Source organism: Brenneria corticis, from assembly GCF_003115855.1.
Classification (GTDB): Bacteria; Pseudomonadota; Gammaproteobacteria; order Enterobacterales; family Enterobacteriaceae; genus Brenneria; species Brenneria corticis.
The window spans coordinates 154,249-171,248 of sequence record NZ_KZ819072.1; the positions used below are offsets into that span (position 1 = coordinate 154,249).

Sequence of the window (17,000 nt, forward strand, 5' to 3'; positions counted from 1 at the left end):
TGCGTCATAGGGGAAGACGCCATGAGCGCAGAGCGATCTTTTCCGCTCTCACGCCTAGCCGTTTGGAGCGTGCCTCGGCGTCTGGCCGTGGCGCCGGTATCCGGGCATTTGTATCGCCTGACCGCCGCATCAAACCAAATCCTGTGCCACCCGTTCGGCCAGAAAATCGAGCAGCCCCCTGACCTTGGCCGGCACATGGCGTCCGGGGCCGACGAATACCGCATGAATGTTTTTCACGGCGCCGGAGTTGTGGTGTTCCCGCAATGGCACCAGCCGCGAATCGGCCAGTTCGCCCATGCGGATCGCCAAATCCAGGTCGCCGCTATACAGATCCTGCTCCTGGGGCACAAAAGACGCGCTAGCGCTTTGTACCCTGGTTAAGCCGACAACCGCTGTCGGTTTCGACGCCGTTCAGGAAGCTCGCGACTATTTGCCTGCTCTCGCCAAGGTCGCGCAGCTTTTCGTCCAGCTTCTCGACTTCCTGCCGCAATGCGGCCCGCACTTCCTTGCACGGTTCAAAGCGTGGTTGGTTGTCCAGAATGCAAGGCAACAGGATTCGGATCGTCTCGATCTTCAATCCTGCCGCGCTCAGCATGCGTATGCGTTGGGCGACTTGCACCTCTGCATTGCCATAGTCACGGTAGCCCGCGTCCGTGCGCACGGGTTGCAGCAGACCTTCTTGCTCGTAGTAGCGCAGCATCCGCTCGCTGACGCCGGTGCGGCGCGCCAATTCTCCAATCCGCATGACAAACCTCGCATTTCCTCTTGACCTTGACAGCACTGTCAAAGTTTAGCCTAAAGCCTTCTTTGATAAAAGCGAGGTTGGAAATCATGGCGATGGTTGAAGTAGATAGCGCGAAAGTCTTCTATCGGGTCGATGGAGATGGTCCTGGACTGGTGCTGGTACACGGCACGGGTGGGGACGGGGAAAGCAACTGGGGGCATCTGGTCGAACGCTTCACACCATACTGGAAGGTGGTACGACCCGATTACGCTGGGTCTGGGAAAACGGAGGATGGCGGTAAGCCACTGCTTATTCGGGAATTGGCCGCACAAGTCATCGCGGCTGCTCGGGACGCGAATGCAACGCCGTTCGATCTTGTCGGTTTTTCGCTAGGGGCAAGTCTGGCGGCATATATCGCGGCAGAATATCCAGAAGATGTGCGCGCCGTCGTCTTGTTGGCTGGATTTGCTTCCGGTGAGGACGGGCGTATGCAACTGGAGTTTGGACTTTGGCGAGATTTGATCCACAGCGATCGTCGAGCATTGGCCCGTCTCGTGTTATTGACCGGCTTCAGCCCCAATTTCCTTGCCAGTCTCAACCCTCAACAAATTGAGGCAAACATCGAGGCGATCGTCATTGGCAACCAATGGGAAGGCATGGGACGTCAAGTAGAACTTGATCTCGCCCTGGATGTAAGCGAGCAGATCAAAAGCATCACCAAACCCGTACTGGTAATTGGTTGCACCCATGACCATATGGTGCCGCCGGCTCATGCTCGCGCACTGGCGGCGGCGATCTCGGGTGCGCGCTATGCGGAACTGAACAGCGGACACTTGGCCCCGCTGGAGTGTCCTGATGAATTCGTTCAACTGGTGACAGATTTCCTGCGCACCGGAGAGCGGTAAATGCATAGGCTTCCGGTATTGATGCTGGGAGCCTTTGTCACCCAGACTACAGAATACCTGCTCATTGGCTTGCTGCCGCAAATTGCTGCGGACTTGAGGGGGACCAAAGCCATAACGTTTTCAGTGCTGATATTGCTGCGCTTGGTGACGGCCTCGCTCTAGGCATTTTTTCTTGCGGAAGTTTTTTTTACCCTCCAACTAACAAAAGCCTGAACCACTTGATAAACCGCAAAGAATCACAGCCGCACCGGCTGATAATAACAATGTTTGTAAGGTTATTGGCAAGATCCGGCGTTTGCCCGCCGCGATCGCAGAGGTAGGAAGCCGTATGGAGTCAGAAGATTTAAGCGGACTGATGATGCTACGCCGTTTTGTGACTATCGAACATCATATACCGGGACGTATCCGTTTACGCTTCGCCAACCGCCTGATCCCCAGTCTCGGCAAGGGAAAGCTGGAAAAGCTTGAGGCGCTATGCAGTGCGGAAAATGCGCTGCGCAGTTACGCCCTCAATAGCCGCACCGGGAGCGTGCTGCTGGAGTATGACGCCAGGCGAATCAACCCGGCGGTGTTGACGCAGCTTTTCGGCGCGGATGATACCGCGGCCCGGCAAGCGCTGGAGCAGTTGGTTCAGTCGCTCTCGCCGTCATCCTAATTATTAAGGAATCGAATATGAGCAATGATAATAGCAATCCAGAGAATCAGAGGGGCGCTTATTACCCGCCGTTTGGCTACCCTTATTATCCGCCGGCGCCGGGCACGCCGCCTCAGCCGTCGCCCGCGTACTGGCCGCATCCGCCGATGTGGTATCCGCAAATGATGCCGGGATTTCCGCCCATGGGATATCCGGCGCCACCGCAGGCGGGCGTACCGCCACAGACGCCGCCTCCTCACCATCATCATCACGCTCAGCCCGCCGTTGACTGGAACGCCCAGGCGCAAAGCGTGGTGGAAAATATGATGGGCGAACAGGCGGGAATACTGAAAAACATTATCGGGACGATTGGTATGGACGATAAAGAATTCTGGAAAGGCGCCATGATCGGCGCGGCCGTCACGCTGCTGTTAACCAATGAAGGCGTGCGTAATCTGCTGTTGCAGACCGTCGCCAGCACCGGCGATTTACTTAAAACGGGGGGCGCCAAGGTCAAGGATGGGGTGAAAAGCGGCGCGGAAAGCCTGAAAGAGACCGCAACCACCAGCTCCACCATTTTCCGCGATACGCTGAAAGCGGGGAAAGAGGGCTTTAATGAATCAGTAGAGCGCCATCGCCAGCAGGAACAGCCGGCAAGCGAGGAGCCGCAGAATGAGCAACAATCGTGACAGTCTGAGTCCGGTTAGCCGGGCGGTTATCGCCGGCGCGCTGGTAGGCACCGCGGCTTCCTGCGTGGAGCAATGGCGTTGCTATCAGCAGGGCGAAAAAACGCTGCATCAGACCGCCGCCGCCGTTATGTATGACGCCGCCAAAGGGGGCATGGTCGGCGGCGCGGTGATGGCGGTCGCGAATGCCACCGCCGGCCGGCCCGCGTTGACCCTGCTGACCTTGCTGAGCGCCGGCGCCGCCGGTATCTATCTGCTGGATGCGATAAGTAAAAAGGAGGTCAATAATGAAACAGCCTGATTATCCTTATGCGTACTACCCGTATTATGCGCCCTATGTTCCCGTATCGCCGCCGCCGGCCCCTTATCGCCAGGCCAACGGCAGGGCGCACCTGATTTCCGGCGTGGTGGCCGGCGCCGCTATCGCCTATTTGCTGAGTAATCGCGAGGTGCAGCAAGGCATCTCCACCACGGCCAGCAAAGCATGGGGGACGGTGCGCGGCGAAGTGGAAGAGCTGAAGGAGCGGTTGGCCGATTTGCAGGCCGAGCTGGATTACTACCGTAACCGGGAGCAGGATGCCGAGTGATCCGCCGTTTGCCTGAAACCATTACGCCGGTTCATCAACTGCCGGGGCGGATACGCCTGCGCATTCCACAGATGCGGCGCTATCCCCAGGGGCTGGCGTGGCTGAAACGCCAGATCCTCTCTTTCAGCGGCGTTAACGGCGTGCGTCTGCGCCCCGAAGCCTGTTCGGCGGTCATTACCTATGAGCGCGGGCGGACCGACGGTGAAGTCCTGCTGCAGAAGGCGCAGGCGCTGGATTGGACGGCGTGCGCCCAGGGAGACTATGAGGCCGAATATTGCGGCAGCGATAATCTGCTTAATCTTGGGGGCATTGCCCTGACCCAAATGCTGCCGCGGCGCTGGGCCGCGCTGCCCGCTTTACTGCTAACCGCGCCGACGCTGGCCGACGGCGCGGACAGCCTCGCTCACCGCCAACTGAAAGTGGCGGTGCTGGATGCGCTGGCGCTGGGGCTATCGATGGCGCGGGGCGATCACCGCACGGCGATGATCACCCAGTCGCTGTTGACGCTGGGCGAGTATCTTGAGCAGGAAACCAGCCGCCATTCCGATGCGCTGCTGGCGGACCTGATGCAGCCCGGAGATCACCCCGTCTGGGTTGAGCGGCAAGAGAAGCGCGAGGAAATTCAGAGCGGCGAGCTGGTTAACGGCGATCGGATGCTGCTGGGGCCGGGAGACAATATCCCCGCCGACGGCACGGTGCTGCGCGGCGTGGGGCTGATTAATCAGTCATCCATGACCGGTGAAGGCGTGCCGGTGCGCCGGGAGCGGGGCGCCTGGGTTTATGCCGGCACGCAGGTGCAGGATGGCAATATTGTGGTCCGCGCCGAGCGGGTGGGCGATGAGTCGTCCACCGCCAGTATCCGGCGTTTTATCAGCGACTCCCTGAGCCAGCGCAGCGAAACGCAGCAGGTGACCCAGCAGATGGCCGACCGGCGCGTGGCGATCACCCTGGGCGTCGGCGCGGCGGTGTTCGCCCTGACGCGTGACTGGCAGCGTTTGGCCGCGGTTTTTCTGGTGGATTACTCCTGCGCCCTGAAGCTGAGCACGCCGATTGCGTTTAAATCGATCATGAGCCGGGCGGCGCGTCAGGGGCTGCTGCTGAAAGGCGGACGGGCGATTGAGCAGCTGGCCGCGGTCGATACGGTGGTGTTTGATAAAACCGGCACCCTGACCCACGGCGATATGCTGGTAACCGATGTGGTCAGTTTCGATCCGCAAAAAGCCTGGGCCGAGCGTCTGCTGGCGATAGCCGCTTCCGTTGAGGAACACAGCAATCATCCGCTGGCGAAAGCGGTGGTCGCGGCGGCGGCGCACCTTGAACTGCCGCATATCAATCACGGCGAAGTGGAGTATGTGATTGCCCACGGTTTACAGTCCGAGATGGACGATCACCGGATGGTGGTTGGGAGCCGTCATTTTCTCAGTTGTCATTATCAGATTGATTTTTCAGAGTTTGAAGATGAAATCGACCGGCTGGAGTCGCAGGGGCGTCATCTGCTGTTTATCGGCCTGGATGAACGTCTGGTGGGCATGATCGGCCTGCAGGACAGCGTGCGCGAAGAGGCGGTTGACGTGATCCGGCGGTTGCGCGATCTGGGAGTGAAAAATGTCGTCCTGCTGACCGGCGATAAAACCGAAAAGGCGCGGCAGATGGCGCAGGCGTTATCCATCGATGGTTTCTTTGCCGAGGCGACGCCGGAAAGCAAAGTGGACGTGGTGCGCGATCTGCAACGGCAAGGCCGCCGGGTGTTATTTATCGGCGACGGCATCAATGATGCGCCGGTGCTGACCCAGGCGGACGTCGGCATGGCGATGAGCCGCAGCACCGAGTTGGCGCAGCAGGCCGCCGACGCGGTATTGCTGCAGGATAATCTGCAAGGCGCGGTGACCGCCTGTGAAATGGCGCAGGAGGCGATGCGCCTGGTTAACAGCAACATTCAGCTGACGGAGTGGGTGAACAGCGCCATTATGCTGGCGGCGGCCATGGGCTGGCTGAAACCGACGGCCAGCGCCTTATTGCATAATGGCACCACGCTGGGGGTGTTGCTGCGTTCATTGGCGGCTAAAAACCGCCGGCACTGCGCGGCAAAGGTTGCCGATTAATGCCGCGGGAGAGCGGCGTCGCTAGCTCGGCCGGCACTGGCTGCTCGCCCGAACGGTCATCACCGCGGGAAAGCGGTAAGACTCGACGGGCTCACCCACGATGCGCTTAAGCAAGGTTTCAACCGCCAGATACCCCTGCTGGTACATGCAGGTGCTGATACTGGTCAGCGGCGTCTGTAAATGCGCGGCCAGAGGGGTATCGTTATAGCCGATAACGGCGATATCCCGCCCTGGGGTCAGCCCGCGGTTGCGCATGGCGCCGAACAGGCCGATCGCCAGAAAGTCATTAACCGCGAAAATGGCGCTCGGACGATCGGGGCGATCGAGCAAGGTCGCGCCGATGGTAAAGCCTGCCGCCGCGTCGAACGGTCCGTGGATGATATTGTGGGCGGGAATGCTGATGCCTTGCTCACGATAATAGTTCAGAAAATGGGTTACGCGTTCAAGGGCGTTGCTGCTGTGGGCCTGTCCCGCGATAATGCCGACCCGCGTGTGTCCCTGCTCGAATAGATGCCGCGCGGCCATCCGCCCGCCCGCGCCGTCGTCCGAGGTGACGGAGCACAACCCCTCTTTGCGGCGGCTGACCAGCACCAGCGGGATGCGTCTTTGCTCCAGTTCCAGGATAAAATCCGTGTCCGGCGTGCAGTGCGCATCGCTGATGATCAAACCTTCGACGTTCCTTGCCAGCGCTTTTTCCGCCAACTGGCGCTGGCGTTGCGGACGATCGAGCGTATTGGCGACAAAGGCGGTGTAGCCGTGCTCGCAGGCGGCGGCGTCGATGCCCTCATAAATATTCGCCAGCACGATATCGGACAGCTGCGGCACCAGCACGGCGATCTCGTGGCTATGCCGGGTTTTCAGGCTGATGGCGTGCGGGTTGGGCTGATAGCCAAGCGTGGCGGCCAATTCACGAATACGTTCGATGGTTTCCTTGGATGCCACGCTGGCAATGCGCGCCATATCGCCATTCAGCACGCGTGAAACGGTGGAAACATGAACATTCAGCTGTTCGGCGATACTGCGCAATGTGGCGGGGCGTTTGCTCATGGGACGGCCTTGTTAAAAATAATCGCACGGCTTAATGGTAAAGGTACGGTGATATTTTCGGCACAAAAATTATCGCAAAAGGCTACCGTCATTGCTTCGCATCGCGGGTGCTCCAGTTTGGTGAACCGTGCCCCATTTTATCGCACATGCGGTTTTTACCTTTTACCCAAACGTTTGGGTAAAATTTTAATTGTTTTTTATGAAAAAGTAACGCCTTGATAAAAAAATAAAATTGGCAATTCTTCTGGTCAAAGGGAGCATCCCTATAAAAGTTGGTACATTCATTGCCTCTGTCTCTGCAAACGACTTTGCCACCGATAGGGAACCGCCGACATGTCTTATAAAACAAACCGCCATTCTCCTCGTTTTGCCCGTTTGACCGCCGCCGCCGCCGCGCTGGCGGCATGCGCCTGGGCTCCGTTCTCCGCTTCCGCCAGCACGCTGAGTATCGCCATGACCGCCGCCGATATTCCTCTGACGCTGGGGCAGCCGGATCAAGGCTACGAAGGTAACCGTTTTACCGGGATTACGCTGTATGACGCGCTGGTGCTGTGGGATTTGTCGCAAGGCGAAAAGCCCAGCGAGCTGGTTCCGGGGTTGGCGACGGAGTGGTACGTGGATCCCCAGGATCATACCAAGTGGATTTTCAAACTGCGGCCGGAAGTTAAATTTCACGATGGCACCGCGTTTAATGCCGATGCGGTGGTGTGGAACGTCGACAAGGTGCTGAATAAGGAGGCGCCGCAATACGCCCCGGCGCAGATCGGTAATACGGCCTCGCGGATGCCGACGCTGCGATCCGCGCGCAAAATTGACGATCTGACCGTGGAGCTGACGACCAGCGAGCCGGACTCCATTCTGCCGTTCAACCTTACCAATCTGTTTATCGTTTCCCCCGCCGCCTGGCAAAAAGACTTTGACGCGGTGCCGGCGTCAGTGACCGATGCCGCCGAACGGGCCAAACAGGCCTGGGCGGCCTTCGCCTTTCACGCCGTCGGCACCGGGCCGTTCAAAATGAATAAGCTGGTGCCCAGGCAACAGCTTACGCTGGATAAAAACCCCGACTACTGGGATGCCAAACGCATCCCGAAAGTGGATCATGTCCTGCTGGTCCCGCTGCCTGAGGCCAATGCGCGCACGGCCGCGTTGCTGTCCGGTCAGGTTGACTGGATCGAGGCTCCCGCGCCGGACGCGATGGCGCAGATTGAGAGCCGGGGTTTTAAAATTTACGCCAATTCGCAGCCGCATATCTGGCCGTGGCAGCTCTCTTTTGCGCCGGGCTCCCCCTGGCTCGACAAGCGCGTGCGGCAGGCGGCGAACCTGTGCCTGAACCGCAGCGAACTCAAGTCCTACCTTGGCGGCTATATGCAGGAGGCCACCGGCACCTATGAGCAAGGTTCGCCCTGGTACGGCAACCCCAGCTTCAAAATCCGCTATGACGAGGACGCCGCCCGCAAGCTGATGAGCGACGCCGGCTTCAGCGCCGGCAAGCCGGTGAAAGTGAAGGTGCTCACTTCCGCCTCGGGCTCCGGTCAGATGCAGCCGCTGCCGATGAACGAATATATTCAGCAGAGCCTTAAGAACTGCTATTTCGACGTCAATATCGTGGTGACGGAGTGGAATACCCTGTTCAGCAGCTGGCGTCTGGGGGCCAAAGATCCGGCGGCGCAGGGGGCCGATGCGATTAACGTCAGCGCCGCGGTGATGGACCCCTTCTTCGGTATGATGCGCTTCGCCAGTGAAAAAACCTTCCCGCCGGTCTCGACCAACTGGGGTTATTTCACCACCCCGAAAATCGAGGCGCTGATCGAGAAAGCGCGCAATACCTTTGAGCCGCAAGCGCTGGACGCCGCCACCGCCGAACTGCATCAGGAAATGGTCGATGAAACGCCCTTTTTGTACGTCGCCCACGATATGGCGCCCCGGGCGATATCGCCCGCGGTCAGCGGCGTGGTGCAGGCTCAGAGCTGGATGATCGACCTTACCTCGGTGGCGAAGAAGAACTGATCGGCGGCGTAGACGGCCATTTTTCTCTCTGAGCTGCGAGGGTTTTCATGCTTACTTATATTATTCGTCGCCTGCTGTTGGCGACGCCTATTCTGCTCGGCGTGGCGCTGGTCTGTTTTATGCTGGTGCATATGACGCCGGGCGACCCCCTGGTTTCGGTGATGCCGCCGGATGCGTCCGAAGCGCTGCGCCAGCAGCTGATCCGCGACTATGGCTTCGATAAGCCGTTGCCGGTGCAGTTCGGCCTGTGGCTGTGGCATGCGGTTCAGGGCGATTTGGGCACCTCCATCGCCAGCGGCCGTCCGGTGAGCAGCGAGGTGATGAACGCGGTGAGCTATTCGCTGCGTCTGGCGCTGCTCGCCTCGTTTATCGGGTTTGTCCTGGGCAGCCTGTGCGGCTTTGTGGCGGGATATTTCCAGGATAGCTGGATCGACCGCCTTGCCTCCGCCTTTTCCATCTTTGGGGTCAGCGTGCCGCATTACTGGCTGGGCATGCTGCTGGTGATTATTTTTTCCTCCCAGCTCAACTGGCTGCCGGCAACGGGCGGCGGCCCGATGGGGGCGATGGACTGGGCCTGGGATTGGGATCATCTGAAATTTATGTTGCTGCCCGCCATCACCCTTTCGGTTATTCCCACCGGGATTATCGCGCGCACCGTGCGCGTTCAGGTGGCGGAAACCCTGGCGCAGGAGTTTATCGTCGGGCTGCGCGCCAAGGGGATCGGCGAGTTCGCGCTGTTTACCCACGTGGCGAAAAACGCCGCCCCCACGGCGCTGGCGGTGATGGGGCTGCAGATTGGCTATCTGATGGGCGGCTCGATCCTGGTTGAAACCGTCTTTGCCTGGCCGGGCACCGGCCTGCTGCTCAATTCGGCGATTTTCCAGCGCGATTTGCCCCTGTTGCAGGGCACCATCTGGGTGCTGGCGCTGTTTTTTGTGCTGCTCAATTTGCTGGTCGATATATTGCAAACGCTGTTTGATCCGCGCATCAAGAGGACCTGACCATGAATCTGAATCTGGCTCGTTCGGTGCCGCTGCCGGCGCCGACGGAAAAGTCGCCGGGATACTGGCGGGTGGTGCTGGGACGAGTAATGCGCGATCCCTCAGCCCTGATCGTCGGCGCGGTGATTGCACTACTGCTGGTTATGGCGCTGCTGGGACCCTGGATCGTCCACGGCGATCCCTATGCCACCTCGATGTTCAAACGTCTGAAACCCATCGGCACGCCCGGTTTCCCGCTGGGCTCCGATGAACTGGGGCGCGATATGCTTTCGCGTTTGATGCTGGGCGCGCGGCTGTCGCTGTTTATGGGGATTACCCCGGTGGTGATCGCGTTTTTTATCGGATCGACCATCGGCATTATCGCCGGTTACGCCGGGGGATGGCTGAATACGGTGATCATGCGCACCGTCGATATTTTTTATGCCTTTCCTTCCGTGTTGCTGGCCATCGCCCTCTCCGGCGCGATGGGCGCCGGGGTGGTCAACGCCTTGATCTCCCTGACGCTGGTTTTTGTGCCGCAGGTGGCGCGTATCGCCGAGAGCGTCACGACCCAGGTGCGTAACCGCGACTATATCGAGGCGGCCCGCGCGTCCGGGGCGTCGGCGTTGACCATTATCCGCACTCAGGTGCTGGGCAACGTGCTGGGGCCGATCTTCGTTTTTACCACCGGGCTGATTTCGGTATCGATGATTCTGGCGTCGGGGCTCTCTTTTCTCGGCCTCGGGGTAACGCCGCCGGAGCCGGAGTGGGGGTTGATGCTTAATACGCTGCGTACCGCGATTTATACCCAGCCGTGGGTGTCCGCGCTGCCCGGGGCGATGATTTTCATCACCTCGATCTCTTTTAATATTCTGGCCGACCGTTTGCGGGTGGCCATGGCGATACGGAGTTGACGATGGATAACCACGACATTGGCGGGCCGGCGCAGCCGCTGCTTATGGGGCAGAAACTGGTCAAGCATTTTCCCGTTAAAGGGCAACTGGGGAAACGCGCGCTGGTGCGCGCGGTGGACGGCATCGATTTCGCGGTGCTGAAAGGCGAAACACTCGGGGTGGTGGGGGAGTCGGGGTGCGGCAAATCGACCACCGCGCGCGTACTGATGCAGTTGATTGAACAGGATAGCGGCGAGCTTATTTTCGACGGACTGTCCGTCGGCAGCCAGCGGCTGCCGCTGCGCCGCTACCGCCGTCAGGTGCAAATGGTGTTTCAGGATAGCTACTCCTCGCTCAATCCGCGCCTGACGATGGAGCAGTCGGTGGCGTTCGGTCCGCTGGTGCACGGCGCCGGCAAGCGGGAGGCCGAGGAGCGGGCGCGCGACCTGATGGCCCGCGTCGGGCTGGAGCCGGCGCGTTTTGCCGGACGCTACGCGCACGAACTCTCCGGCGGGCAGCGCCAACGGGTGAATATCGCCCGCGCCCTGGCGGTGGATCCGCGCCTGGTGATCCTGGATGAGGCGGTATCCGCGCTGGATAAATCGGTTGAGGCTCAGGTGATCAACCTATTGCTGGATCTGAAGGAGAGTCTGAATCTGACCTACGTGTTTATCAGCCATGACTTGCACGTGGTGCGTTATCTTTCCGATCGCATCATGGTGATGTATCTGGGGGAGGTGGTGGAAATCGGGCCGACGGAGGCGCTGTTCTCCGGGGCGCTGCATCCCTATACCCGCGCGTTGCTCAGCTCCATGCCGTCCATGGATCCCGCGCGGCGCACGCTGAGCTCCCCGCTGAGCGGCGATCCTCCCAGCCCGATCGATCCGCCGGGCGGCTGCCGTTTTCACACCCGCTGCCCCCACGCCGAGGCGGTGTGCGGACAGCGCAAACCGCGGCTGTACTCCGCGTCGGCGCGGCATTCCGCCGCCTGTCTGATGGTCGAACCCGGCGGCGGACACTCGCAGAGTCCCGCCGCCCCTATCTTTGTCAAGGAGGCCTGAATGGCGGAGCAACTGATGATTGACGTTCAGGATCTCAAGGTGCGTTTCCGCCGCGGCAGCCAGACGGTATCCGCCGTCAACGGCGTGAGCCTGGCGGTGGAGCGCGGCGAAGTTCTGGCGCTGATTGGCGAGTCGGGTTCGGGAAAAAGCGTGACTCTGCGGGCCTTGATGCGTCTCCATCCTGAGCGCAGCACCACTATCGAAGGGCGCATTCATATCGCCGGTCAGGATGTGATGGCGCTGGGCAAAAGCCAGCTGCGCGCGCTGCGCGGCCCGGTGGCGGCGATGATCTTTCAGGAGCCGTTGCTGGCGATGGATCCGGTCTATACCGTCGGCGAGCAGATTATCGAGGTGCTGCGCCAGCACCGCCCGATTTCATACGCCGACGCGCGGCTCGCCGCGCTGGAGGCGTTGCGGCGGGTGCGTATTCCCAGCCCTGAGCAGCGGCTTGACGCCTATCCGCACGAAATGTCCGGCGGCATGCGCCAGCGGGCGATGATCGCCCTGGCGCTGTCGTGCCAGCCGCAGCTCTTGCTGGCCGATGAGCCGACCACGGCGCTGGACGCCACGGTGCAGATTCAGATTTTGATTCTGCTGCGCGAGCTACAGCAGGCGCTCGGGCTTTCCATCGTCTTTGTGACCCATGATATCGGCGCGGCCGTCGAAGTGGCCGACCGCGTCGCCGTAATGTACGGCGGACGCATCGTCGAACAGGCGCCGCTGGATGAATTGCTGCATAATCCGCTTCACCCCTATACCCAGGTGCTGCTGAGCACCCGCCCCAAGGGGGGCCTGAAAAAAGGCGAACGGCTGGTCAGCATTCCCGGCTCGCCGCCGGATCTGACCCGCCTGCCCGCGGGATGCGCGTTTTCTCCTCGCTGTCCGCGCGCCAGCGAGCTATGCCGCAGCCAGATACCGGCGTCCCGGCAGGTGAGTGCCGGACATCAAATCAGCTGTCATCATTGGAACGACGGCGTGGAAGAGCCATCCGCCGTCGTAAATTTAAGGAACGATCATGCAAGATAATGCTTTCGCTTTTATGCCCTATCCGCCGGCCGCCGTTGAGCATGCGCCTCAGGGTCCGTTATCCGGTTTTACCTTCGCGGTGAAAGATCTGTTCGACGTGGCGGGGTATCCGACCGGAGGCGGCAGTCCCCACGTGCTCGCCATGTCGGGCATAAAGCAGCGCACGGCGCCGACGGTACGGCGGCTGCTGGAGGCGGGGGCGGAATTCGTCGGCAAAACCCATACCAACGAGATGGCGTTTTCCATGAGCGGCAAGAATGCGCATTATGGCACGCCGCGCAACGGCGCGGCGCCGGAACGCATTCCCGGCGGGTCGTCATCGGGATCGGCGGCGGCGGTGTCCAACCGTCTGTGCGATTTCGCCCTGGGGACGGATACCGGCGGTTCGATCCGCACGCCGGCGAGTTACTGCGGTCTGTTTGGCCTGCGCCCCAGCCACGGGCGGATTTCCCTGGATGATTGCCAGCCGCTGGCCCCCAGTATGGATACGGCGGGCTACTTCACCCGCGACGCCGACTTATTCGAGCGGGTGGGGGAGTGTTTGCTGGGTGAGGACGACGCCCCGCTGCCGCAACAAGCGCAATGGGTCATCAGCCATGGGCTGTTTGACCTGCTTCCCGCGGCATCGCAACAGGCGTTGCGGCCCGCGCTGGAAAGCATCAAGGACGTTGCCGGCGAACTGACGCCGCTGTCCGGCGAGCTTCCCGCGCTGGAAGAGGCCTACTGGGCTTTCCGTTTTATCCAGGGGCGCGAGGCCTGGCTGGCGCAGGGGGAAAAAATCACCCGCTACGGTTTTGCGCTGGGACCGGATGTGGCCGGGCGTTTTGCCTGGGGCGCCGGCGTGACGGACGAGCAGTACCATAACGCCTGTCTTGTACGCGAGCGCTTTCGCGACGCCTGGCGGGCGCTGTTGGGCGATCGTATTCTGGTATTGCCCACGGTGCCGGATATTGCGCCGCTGCTGGATGCGCGGGACGAGGATATTGAACAGACCCGGCAGCTGTCGCATCATTTGTTGTCCATTGCCGTGCTGTGCGGCATCCCGCAGCTGAATCTGCCGCTGTCGTACAAAGAGGGAGCGCCGCTGGGGATTTCGCTTATCGGACCGCGCGGCAGCGATCTGAGCCTGGTGCGCGCCGCGGCGCGCGTTGCCCGCCGCCATCTTGCCGCGCATTAAGCACAAACTTGCCGCCGCGCGGCAAATTGGCATTGTTGTCGCGGCGTTTGTTGGCGATACTGTACAGGCCTAGCCATAGGCGATGAATTACATGACTCGGGGTGCCCTGGTTTATCAACCACAGGGCTGAGAAACACCCGCATTACCTGATCTGGATTATGCCAGCGTAGGGAAGTCACGGTATGCCGACCAACCGGTTACCGCCTTCTTGAACGCCGGTTGGGGGAATGATGAACGCTCGACCTGTCGATTTACCGGCTGCCCAGGCGGCGGCCTCGCTAACGCAATTTCACGCCTTGTCTCCTTTAGTGCACTGTCTCACCAACGATGTGGTGCAATCCTTCACCGCCAACGTGCTGCTGGCGCTGAACGCGTCGCCGGCGATGGTGGTGGACCCCGCCGAAGCCGCGCAGTTCAGCGCCTTGGCCGATGCGCTGCTGATCAACGTCGGCACGCTGGAGCGCCATCGCGCCGACGCCATGCTGGCGGCGGTCCACGGCGCCAATCAGTCCGCCACGCCGTGGGTGCTCGATCCGGTGGCGGTCGGCGGGCTGACTTACCGTACTGAATTTGCCCATCAACTGCTGCAATTAAAACCGGCGGCCATTCGCGGCAACGCCTCCGAAATCATGGCGTTGGCCGGACTGGGCGCGCGCAGTCGCGGCGTGGACAGCGCCGACGATTCCCATAGCGCGCTGTCCGCCGCCCGCGAGCTGGCCCGCAGGTTTTCCACCATCGTCGCGGTGACCGGCGAAGTGGACTACGTAACGGACGGTTCATTTGACTGGGCGATCAGCGGCGGGGATAAAATCATGACCCGCGTGGTGGGAACCGGCTGCGCATTGTCCGCGGTGGTCGCCGCTTTCTGCGCGCTGAAGGGCGACCGCTTATCCCACGTGGCGGCGGCCTGTTACGTGATGTCGCTGGCCGGGCAGCGGGCCGCGCGCCAGGCCCAGGGGCCGGGCAGTTTTATTCCGGCCTTTCTTGACGCTCTCTATGGTCTGCGCGGGGAGGATCTGGCATGAAACGAATCAACGCGTTAACCATTGCCGGCACCGACCCCAGCGGCGGGGCGGGCATTCAGGCCGATCTGAAAACGTTCTCGGCGCTGGGGGCTTACGGCGCCACGGTGATTACCGCGCTGGTGGCGCAGAATACGCGCGGCGTTCAGTCGGTCTACCGTATTGAGCCGGAATTTGTCGCTGCCCAGCTTGATTCCGTGCTGAGCGATGTGCGCATCGACAGCGCCAAGATCGGCATGCTGGCGCAGGCTGATATCGTTGACGCGGTGGCTGAGCGTTTGCGTCATTACGCGGTGCCCCATGTGGTGCTCGACACGGTGATGCTGGCAAAAAGCGGCGATCCGCTGCTCTCTCCCGACGCGGTGGCGTCGATCCGCCGTTTATTGCTGCCGCAGGTATCCATCATTACGCCTAACCTGCCGGAAGCGGCCGCCCTGCTTGATTGCGCGCCGGCCGTGAACGAGCGGGAAATGCGCCAACAGGGGCAGGCGTTGCTGGATATGGGGTGTCAGGCGGTGCTGATGAAAGGCGGTCATCTGAGCGAGGAGGAGAGCCCGGACTGGCTGTTTAGCCGCAACGCTGCGCCGCAGCGTTTTACCTCTCCCCGCGTCAAAACCCGCCATACCCACGGCACCGGATGCACCCTGTCCGCCGCGCTGGCGGCGTTGCGGCCGCGTCATGCCGACTGGCCGGAGACGGTCGCGGCGGCGAAAAATTATCTGCAAAAAGCGCTTGAGCAGGCCGATACGCTGGAAGTGGGGCAGGGGATAGGCCCGGTGCATCATTTCCATGCCTGGTGGTGATGGCGGACGAGGCTAAAGGCTGGCTGTTAGGTGATTGTCCGGCCGCGCGGGCTGATCCGCCGGCCGGACAATCTGCGACGGACTAGGCGATGGTGATGCTCTTATCGAGATAGGTATCCTGCACGGCGTTGATCAGCGCCACCCCTTCCCGCAGGGATTTTTTAAACGCCTTGCGCCCGAGGATCAGGCCCATGCCGCCGGCGCGCTTATTGATCACCGCGGTACGCACGGATTCCTGCAGATCGTTATCGCCGGCGGCGCCGCCGGAGTTGATAAGCCCGGCGCGGCCCAGGTAGCAGTTGGCCAGTTGATAACGCACCAGGTCGATCGGGTGATCGGTGGTCAGTTTGTCGTAGACGCGGTCGTCGGTATAGCCGAATTTGATGGCGCGATAGCCGCCGTTGTTCTCCGCCATTTTCTGCTTCACGATATCGGCGCCGATGGTGGCGGCAAGATGGTTGGCCTGGCCGGTGAGATCGGCGCTGGCGTGGTAGTCTACGCCATCTTTTTTGAAGGCGGAGTTGCGCAGATAGGCCCACAGCACGGTGACCATGCCCAGTTCGTGGGCGCGTTCGAATGCGCTTGAGATTTCTTCGATCTGGCGGCGCGACTGTTCAGAGCCGAAATAGATGGTGGCGCCCACGGCGACCGCGCCCAGATTGAACGCCTGCTCAACGCTGGCGTACAGCGTCTGGTCGTACTGGGTGGGATAACTCAGGGTTTCGTTGTGGTTGAGTTTGACCAGAAACGGGATTTTGTGCGCGTAGCGGCGCGAAACCGCGGCCAGCACGCCATAGGTGGACGCCACGGCGTTGCAGCCCGCTTCGATCGCCAGTTCGACGATGTTTTTGGGATCGAAATAGATCGGATTGGCGGCGAAAGACGCGCCGGCGGAGTGCTCGACCCCCTGATCGACCGGTAAGATGGACAGATAGCCGGTGCCGGCCAGTCGGCCGTGGTTGAACAGCGTTTGCATCGAGCGCAGCACGCTATTGGGGCGATTGTTATCGATCATCACCCGATCGACGAAGTCGGCGCCCGGCAGGTAAAGGTTTTCAACGGGGATGGTGGTACAGCGGTGTTGCAACAGATCTTCCGCTTCCTTACCTAATAACTGTGCAATATCAGTCATGATTAACTCCTGGTTTGGCTTTTCCTTATCGCCGTCTCAGGTGATTTCGCTTGTTATTCTGAGTGTGTAGCCATTATACGGACCCTGCGTCTGCTCCAGGATCAATGGTTACGGCGTAATGAAAAAGCGATGATTGAGGTCGTTAAGACAGGATGAATGACATCCTGACGATCGAAACATAGATGCAATTGCCGATAAATGCCATTCTGCGCCG

Annotated in this window: 18 protein-coding genes and 1 riboswitch; of the genes, 14 read left to right on the forward strand and 4 right to left on the reverse strand. The window is 60.8% G+C overall.

Features of this window, described 5'->3' with window-relative positions; translation table 11 throughout:
- Nucleotides 1-129: 129 nt before the first annotated feature.
- Together DDT56_RS02630 and DDT56_RS02635 are read right to left on the reverse strand one after the other, a co-directional pair.
- A complete protein-coding gene (locus DDT56_RS02630) occupies nucleotides 130-348 on the reverse strand; it encodes a type 2 periplasmic-binding domain-containing protein (RefSeq protein WP_210416970.1) in 219 nt (72 codons plus the stop codon).
- Between the two features lie 10 nt (nucleotides 349-358).
- Nucleotides 359-745 (reverse strand): MerR family transcriptional regulator, encoded by a 387-nt coding sequence (locus DDT56_RS02635; RefSeq protein ID WP_136164961.1) that lies wholly within the window; start codon nucleotides 743-745, stop codon nucleotides 359-361.
- A gap of 86 nt (nucleotides 746-831) precedes the next feature.
- On the opposite strand from DDT56_RS02635, the gene DDT56_RS02640 reads away from it, so the two are divergent.
- The 6 genes from DDT56_RS02640 (at nucleotide 832) to DDT56_RS02665 (ending at nucleotide 5,638) form a co-directional block, all read left to right on the forward strand.
- On the forward strand, nucleotides 832-1,629 hold the full coding sequence (locus DDT56_RS02640) for an alpha/beta fold hydrolase (protein ID WP_136164962.1): 798 nt from the start codon (nucleotides 832-834) through the stop codon (nucleotides 1,627-1,629).
- Between the two features lie 328 nt (nucleotides 1,630-1,957).
- The gene (locus tag DDT56_RS02645; protein ID WP_136164963.1) at nucleotides 1,958-2,284 is read left to right on the forward strand and encodes an HMA2 domain-containing protein; all 327 of its coding nucleotides are present in this window, start codon (nucleotides 1,958-1,960) and stop codon (nucleotides 2,282-2,284) included.
- Nucleotides 2,285-2,301: 17 nt separating this feature from the next.
- Nucleotides 2,302-2,952, forward strand: a complete 651-nt coding sequence (locus DDT56_RS02650; RefSeq protein WP_136164964.1) for a hypothetical protein — start codon at nucleotides 2,302-2,304, stop codon at nucleotides 2,950-2,952.
- Nucleotides 2,936-3,250: a magnetosome protein MamC family protein gene (locus DDT56_RS02655; RefSeq protein WP_136164965.1), complete on the forward strand. Its 315-nt coding sequence runs from the start codon at nucleotides 2,936-2,938 to the stop codon at nucleotides 3,248-3,250. Before DDT56_RS02650 ends, DDT56_RS02655 begins: the two co-directional genes overlap by 17 nt.
- Nucleotides 3,237-3,536 (forward strand): YtxH domain-containing protein, encoded by a 300-nt coding sequence (locus tag DDT56_RS02660; protein WP_136164966.1) that lies wholly within the window; start codon nucleotides 3,237-3,239, stop codon nucleotides 3,534-3,536. Before DDT56_RS02655 ends, DDT56_RS02660 begins: the two co-directional genes overlap by 14 nt.
- A complete protein-coding gene (locus DDT56_RS02665) occupies nucleotides 3,533-5,638 on the forward strand; it encodes a heavy metal translocating P-type ATPase (protein ID WP_246856708.1) in 2,106 nt (701 codons plus the stop codon). The genes DDT56_RS02660 and DDT56_RS02665 overlap by 4 nt, the downstream gene beginning before the upstream one ends.
- Nucleotides 5,639-5,659: 21 nt before the next feature.
- Here DDT56_RS02665 and DDT56_RS02670 read toward each other — a convergent pair whose 3' ends face one another.
- Nucleotides 5,660-6,685: a LacI family DNA-binding transcriptional regulator gene (locus DDT56_RS02670; protein WP_136164967.1), complete on the reverse strand. Its 1,026-nt coding sequence runs from the start codon at nucleotides 6,683-6,685 to the stop codon at nucleotides 5,660-5,662.
- A 333-nt stretch (nucleotides 6,686-7,018) separates the two neighbouring features.
- Between DDT56_RS02670 and DDT56_RS02675 the strand changes: the two genes are divergently transcribed.
- The 8 genes from DDT56_RS02675 to thiD all read left to right on the forward strand — a co-directional run bounded on the left by DDT56_RS02675 (nucleotide 7,019) and on the right by thiD (nucleotide 15,654).
- Nucleotides 7,019-8,692, forward strand: coding sequence for an ABC transporter substrate-binding protein (locus tag DDT56_RS02675; RefSeq protein WP_136164968.1), 1,674 nt, complete (start codon nucleotides 7,019-7,021; stop codon nucleotides 8,690-8,692).
- A 47-nt stretch (nucleotides 8,693-8,739) separates the two neighbouring features.
- Nucleotides 8,740-9,693 carry an ABC transporter permease gene (locus DDT56_RS02680; RefSeq protein WP_009111941.1) on the forward strand — a complete coding sequence of 318 codons (954 nt, stop codon included), beginning with the start codon at nucleotides 8,740-8,742 and terminating at the stop codon, nucleotides 9,691-9,693.
- Nucleotides 9,694-9,695: 2 nt separating this feature from the next.
- A complete protein-coding gene (locus tag DDT56_RS02685) occupies nucleotides 9,696-10,586 on the forward strand; it encodes an ABC transporter permease (protein ID WP_136164969.1) in 891 nt (296 codons plus the stop codon).
- 2 nt (nucleotides 10,587-10,588) lie between these two features.
- Nucleotides 10,589-11,626, forward strand: a complete 1,038-nt coding sequence (locus DDT56_RS02690; protein WP_136164970.1) for an ABC transporter ATP-binding protein — start codon at nucleotides 10,589-10,591, stop codon at nucleotides 11,624-11,626.
- Complete coding sequence (locus DDT56_RS02695; protein WP_136164971.1) at nucleotides 11,627-12,652, forward strand: ABC transporter ATP-binding protein; 1,026 nt, start codon at nucleotides 11,627-11,629, stop codon at nucleotides 12,650-12,652. It begins immediately after the preceding gene.
- A complete protein-coding gene (locus DDT56_RS02700) occupies nucleotides 12,642-13,829 on the forward strand; it encodes an amidase (protein WP_136164972.1) in 1,188 nt (395 codons plus the stop codon). Before DDT56_RS02695 ends, DDT56_RS02700 begins: the two co-directional genes overlap by 11 nt.
- An 87-nt stretch (nucleotides 13,830-13,916) precedes the next feature.
- Nucleotides 13,917-14,019, forward strand: a riboswitch (TPP riboswitch).
- Between the two features lie 40 nt (nucleotides 14,020-14,059).
- Complete coding sequence (gene thiM, locus DDT56_RS02705) at nucleotides 14,060-14,854, forward strand: hydroxyethylthiazole kinase (protein ID WP_136165121.1); 795 nt, start codon at nucleotides 14,060-14,062, stop codon at nucleotides 14,852-14,854.
- Entirely contained in the window at nucleotides 14,851-15,654 is an 804-nt protein-coding gene (gene thiD, locus DDT56_RS02710; RefSeq protein ID WP_136164973.1) for a bifunctional hydroxymethylpyrimidine kinase/phosphomethylpyrimidine kinase, read from the forward strand. The genes thiM and thiD overlap by 4 nt, the downstream gene beginning before the upstream one ends.
- Before the next feature lie 82 nt (nucleotides 15,655-15,736).
- On the opposite strand, the gene fbaB is transcribed toward thiD, so the two are convergent.
- Entirely contained in the window at nucleotides 15,737-16,786 is a 1,050-nt protein-coding gene (gene fbaB, locus DDT56_RS02715; RefSeq protein ID WP_136164974.1) for a class I fructose-bisphosphate aldolase, read from the reverse strand.
- Nucleotides 16,787-17,000 lie beyond the last annotated feature (214 nt).

Excerpts from the sequence above, each read along its gene's own strand:
- DDT56_RS02645 (WP_136164963.1), top strand. The coding sequence starts at position 1,958 with ATGGAGTCAGAAGATTTAAGCGGACTGATGATGCTACGCCGTTTTGTG.
- DDT56_RS02680 (WP_009111941.1), top strand. The coding sequence starts at position 8,740 with ATGCTTACTTATATTATTCGTCGCCTGCTGTTGGCGACGCCTATTCTG.
- fbaB (WP_136164974.1), bottom strand. The coding sequence starts at position 16,786 with ATGACTGATATTGCACAGTTATTAGGTAAGGAAGCGGAAGATCTGTTG.
- DDT56_RS02655 (WP_136164965.1), top strand. The coding sequence starts at position 2,936 with ATGAGCAACAATCGTGACAGTCTGAGTCCGGTTAGCCGGGCGGTTATC.
- DDT56_RS02685 (WP_136164969.1), top strand. The coding sequence starts at position 9,696 with ATGAATCTGAATCTGGCTCGTTCGGTGCCGCTGCCGGCGCCGACGGAA.
- DDT56_RS02700 (WP_136164972.1), top strand. The coding sequence starts at position 12,642 with ATGCAAGATAATGCTTTCGCTTTTATGCCCTATCCGCCGGCCGCCGTT.
- DDT56_RS02650 (WP_136164964.1), top strand. The coding sequence starts at position 2,302 with ATGAGCAATGATAATAGCAATCCAGAGAATCAGAGGGGCGCTTATTAC.
- DDT56_RS02660 (WP_136164966.1), top strand. The coding sequence starts at position 3,237 with ATGAAACAGCCTGATTATCCTTATGCGTACTACCCGTATTATGCGCCC.
- DDT56_RS02675 (WP_136164968.1), top strand. The coding sequence starts at position 7,019 with ATGTCTTATAAAACAAACCGCCATTCTCCTCGTTTTGCCCGTTTGACC.
- thiD (WP_136164973.1), top strand. The coding sequence starts at position 14,851 with ATGAAACGAATCAACGCGTTAACCATTGCCGGCACCGACCCCAGCGGC.
- DDT56_RS02670 (WP_136164967.1), bottom strand. The coding sequence starts at position 6,685 with ATGAGCAAACGCCCCGCCACATTGCGCAGTATCGCCGAACAGCTGAAT.
- DDT56_RS02640 (WP_136164962.1), top strand. The coding sequence starts at position 832 with ATGGCGATGGTTGAAGTAGATAGCGCGAAAGTCTTCTATCGGGTCGAT.
- DDT56_RS02690 (WP_136164970.1), top strand. The coding sequence starts at position 10,589 with ATGGATAACCACGACATTGGCGGGCCGGCGCAGCCGCTGCTTATGGGG.
- thiM (WP_136165121.1), top strand. The coding sequence starts at position 14,060 with ATGAACGCTCGACCTGTCGATTTACCGGCTGCCCAGGCGGCGGCCTCG.
- DDT56_RS02695 (WP_136164971.1), top strand. The coding sequence starts at position 11,627 with ATGGCGGAGCAACTGATGATTGACGTTCAGGATCTCAAGGTGCGTTTC.
- DDT56_RS02635 (WP_136164961.1), bottom strand. The coding sequence starts at position 745 with ATGCGGATTGGAGAATTGGCGCGCCGCACCGGCGTCAGCGAGCGGATG.